The organism is Methylobacterium sp. WL18 (assembly GCF_008040015.1).
In the GTDB taxonomy this organism is placed as follows: domain Bacteria; phylum Pseudomonadota; class Alphaproteobacteria; order Rhizobiales; family Beijerinckiaceae; genus Methylobacterium; species Methylobacterium mesophilicum.
This window is the reverse complement of the sequence record NZ_VRVD01000520.1, coordinates 1-3,312: the sequence shown is the minus strand read 5'-3', so window position 1 is coordinate 3,312 and position 3,312 is coordinate 1. Positions and strand designations below refer to the sequence as shown.

Here is a 3,312-nt window from a genome sequence, read left to right as displayed (position 1 = left end):
GCCCCAGACCACGGCGCTCGGCGCCCTCATCGCCCACATCACCGGCGGCCATGTCGGGGCCGACGGCGAGGCCAACGCGCCGCGCTCGTTCCAGCCGATGAACGTCAATTTCGGCCTGTTCCCGCCCCTGGCCCAGGCCCCCCGCAACGAGACCGGCCGCCGCCTGCGCGGCCCGGAAAAGGCCGTGCTGAAGCGGCGGGCGCTCACCGACCGCGCCCGGGCCGACCTCGCCGCCTGGATGGCGGGTGGGCCGGTGGCGGATTGGAAACAGGCGGCGGCCGAGTAGCGCGGCACGTCATGGTTTCGAAAGGTCCGGGACCTTTCGCGGGTGCAGGGCAGAGCCCTGCTGTCGGGCTCCGCCCCGACACCCCGCCAAAGGGCTCGCCCTTTGGAAACCCATAGGCGCGCATGGCGCTTGCACGGCCCGGGCGTTCAGCCCCGGGGACCGCATGACCGAGATCGACACCGATACTTTCCTGGCCGACCTCTACGCCCTGCGCGCGATCGGCCGGTTCCGCACCGGCGTCCACCGGCCGACCTTCTCGCCCCAGGACATGGACTCCCGCCGCTGGCTGATGGACCGGCTCGAGGCCTGCGGCCTGGAGGCGTCGATCGACGGGATCGGCAACGTGCTCGGGCGCCATCGCGGGCCCGGACCCCACCTCCTGGTCGGCAGCCACATCGAGACCCAGAACGAGGCCGGCTGGCTCGACGGGGCGCTGGGTGTGGTCGCCGGGTTGGCCCTGGCCCGGGCCGGGCTGCCCGTCGACGTCGTCGCCTTCGCGGACGAGGAGGGGCACTTCTCCGGCGGCTTCCTGGGCAGCCGCTCGGCGATCGGCGACCTCGCCGAGGCCGAGATCGACGCCGCCTTCAACCGCACCGACGGCACGCCGCTCCGCGCGGCCCTCGAAGCCGCCGGGCTCGCCGGATTGCCGCGGCTGCGGATCGACCCGGCCCGCTACCGGGGCTTCCTGGAACTGCATATCGAGCAGGGCACGCAGCTCGAAGCCGCCGGCCTGCATCTCGGCGTGGTCAGCGGCATCGTGGCGATCTGGCAATTCCGGATCGTGTTCGACGGCAACCAGGACCATGCCGGCGGCACCACCATGGCCGAGCGCCGGGATGCGGGGCTTTCGGCGGTGCGCCTGCTCGCGGCGATCGACCGGGAATTCCCAAACGTCTGCGGCCCGCGCAGCACCTGGACCACGGGGCGGATCACCCTGGATCCCGGCGGCTACAGCATCATCCCGGGCCGGGCCGAGGTGGCGTTCCAGTTCCGCGACGTATCGATGCCGGTGCTGGAGCGGATGGAAGCCTGCCTCGAGGCACTGGTGCGCGAATCCAACCGGCGCGAGCGCTGCCCCGCCACGCTCACGGTCCTGTCCAAGGCCGTTCCCGCCCCCTGCGACCCGGGCCTGATGCGGGCCCTCTCCGAGGCTGCCGAGCAGGTCTGTCCCGGCCAATGGCAGGTGATGCCCTCGGGCGCCGGCCACGACGCCCAGAACATCGCCCGGATCCTCCCGGCCGCCATGCTGTTCGTCCCGTCGATCGGCGGCATCAGCCATCATTGGGCGGAGGATACCAGCGACGCCGACCTGGCCTTCGGCGTGCGGGCGCTCGGCGCGGCGGCGGCGCGGGTGCTGGCGGGGTGAGGGCCGGTAGAGCGCCGCGCCTCTGAGCGCCGAAGCAACGCCCCGCGCACCCAACCGTTGATCCGCATCGATGCCGGAGGGCGGCCATGCGGATTCGCAAGGAAGCGACGTATGACGGGGTGTGGACCGTGTTCGTCGGCGACGGTCTCTGCTTCAGCGACCTGAGCGAACCGGCCGCCGACGCACTGGTGGCGGCGTTCGCGCGGTTCGCCGACGCGGAAGCGTGAGCCTCAGGCGCCCGGGATCAGCGACTGGATCGGGATCAGGTCCGGGCGGTATTCCTGCATCCCGCCGGCGATCCGTTCTTCCACCGCGTCGAGGAACTTTTCCGGATCGGTGATCGAGCAGTGGCGCAGATCCCAGAAGGCGTAGCGCCACCAGCGCACCGCTAGGTAGCGCTCGATCAGCGCGTCGGGGAACCGCATCTTCACCACCCGGGCCGGGCTGCCGGCCACGATCGCGTAGGGCGGCACGTCCTTGGTCACCACCGCCATGGCGCCGATGATCGCCCCGTCGCCGATGGTGATGTCGGGCATCAGGAAGGCGCCGTGGCCGATATAGACGTCGTTGCCGATGCGCACGCGCTTGGGCCACAGATAGGGGCCGCAGATCTCGTAATCCTCGGCGCGCGGATCGTGGTGGTCGAACACCGCCGAATGGTGCGTGTAGAACAGCGGCGAGGTCGAGCCGCAATGCACCGGGTGGCTGCCGCGCCCGACCTGCACGCTCTCGCCGATCGAGCAGTAGCGGGCGATGTCGGCGCCGAAATAATAGCCGCTCACCGCGTACGAGAACGCCCCCATGGTGAGGCAGTAATCGATCCCCATCCACTTGATGCTGCACGGCGGCTCGAAGGTGCACTCCTCCGGCAGCCCGAACGGAGCCGGATGCAGCACCGAGATGCCGCGGCGCAGCATCTCCTGCTTCATGTCCTCGTTGACGGAGATCATGCGGCGTCCTCGTCGAGTGGGTTCTGCGCCCCGGCCGGATTCAGGTCCAGGACGTAGTAGTCGCGCATCAGGTCGTCGTACGCGGCCGCCTGGATCGGCATCGAGAGCTCCCCGGCGGGGGAGATGTCGATCGCCAGCAGCCGGTCGTTGAAGGCGGCCGGGTCGTTGGCCAGGGCGTAGGGCAGGACATGGCCGTTCGGGTAGGCGCGCAGGCGGTCGCCCTGGGCGCCGAGGTCGAAGGCCGCCACCGGCAGGCCGGTCCGCAGCCCGAGCGTCAGGGCGTACGAGTAGGTCTCGGGCCAGATCGCCGGGAGCAGGATCAGGTCGGCCGCAACCCGCCCGACGAGATCCAGCGCCTCGGCGTCGCCGGCATAGCGGCCGGTCTGGGTCACCCCGGCCCGCTCCAGGCCGCCCGTGAGCGCGGGATCGGTGTAGCCCACGATCGCGAAGCGCAGCGGCAGCTTGCGGTCCTGCGCGTCGGTCGCCAGCGCCTGGAGGAACAGGCCGCCCTTGGTGGCGCTGATCGCGCCGAGCACCGCGACCCGGCGCACGCGGCCCTGCCGGCGCAGGGCGGTGGAGCGCACGCTCCGGTCGTGCTCGACATGCGGCCGCACCGTGATCGCCAGCTCCGGATACACCGCCCCGATCCGCCCCGCCGTGTCGGCCGACGGCGCGAACACCCGCGCCGCGCCGGCCAGGAACCGTCCGAA

Annotated in this window: 3 protein-coding genes and 2 pseudogenes; 3 read left to right on the top strand and 2 right to left on the bottom strand. The window is 71.6% G+C overall.

What is annotated here, in order from left to right:
• The 3 genes and pseudogenes from FV228_RS24230 to FV228_RS33395 all read left to right on the top strand — a co-directional run.
• Positions 1-286: pseudogene (locus FV228_RS24230) on the top strand (FADH(2)-oxidizing methylenetetrahydrofolate--tRNA-(uracil(54)-C(5))-methyltransferase TrmFO); the annotation flags it as partial.
• 163 nt (positions 287-449) lie between these two features.
• The gene (locus FV228_RS24225; protein ID WP_147856898.1) at positions 450-1,652 is read left to right on the top strand and encodes a Zn-dependent hydrolase; all 1,203 of its coding nucleotides are present in this window, start codon (positions 450-452) and stop codon (positions 1,650-1,652) included.
• Positions 1,653-1,738: 86 nt separating this feature from the next.
• Positions 1,739-1,879 carry a hypothetical protein gene (locus FV228_RS33395; protein WP_187277887.1) on the top strand — a complete coding sequence of 47 codons (141 nt, stop codon included), beginning with the start codon at positions 1,739-1,741 and terminating at the stop codon, positions 1,877-1,879.
• Positions 1,880-1,882: 3 nt separating this feature from the next.
• Here FV228_RS33395 and FV228_RS34855 read toward each other — a convergent pair whose 3' ends face one another.
• Together FV228_RS34855 and FV228_RS24215 are read right to left on the bottom strand one after the other, a co-directional pair.
• Entirely contained in the window at positions 1,883-2,602 is a 720-nt protein-coding gene (locus tag FV228_RS34855; RefSeq protein ID WP_147856897.1) for a CatB-related O-acetyltransferase, read from the bottom strand.
• Positions 2,599-3,312, bottom strand: a pseudogene (locus FV228_RS24215) (glycosyl transferase); the annotation flags it as partial. The pseudogene FV228_RS24215 and the gene FV228_RS34855, both read right to left, overlap by 4 nt.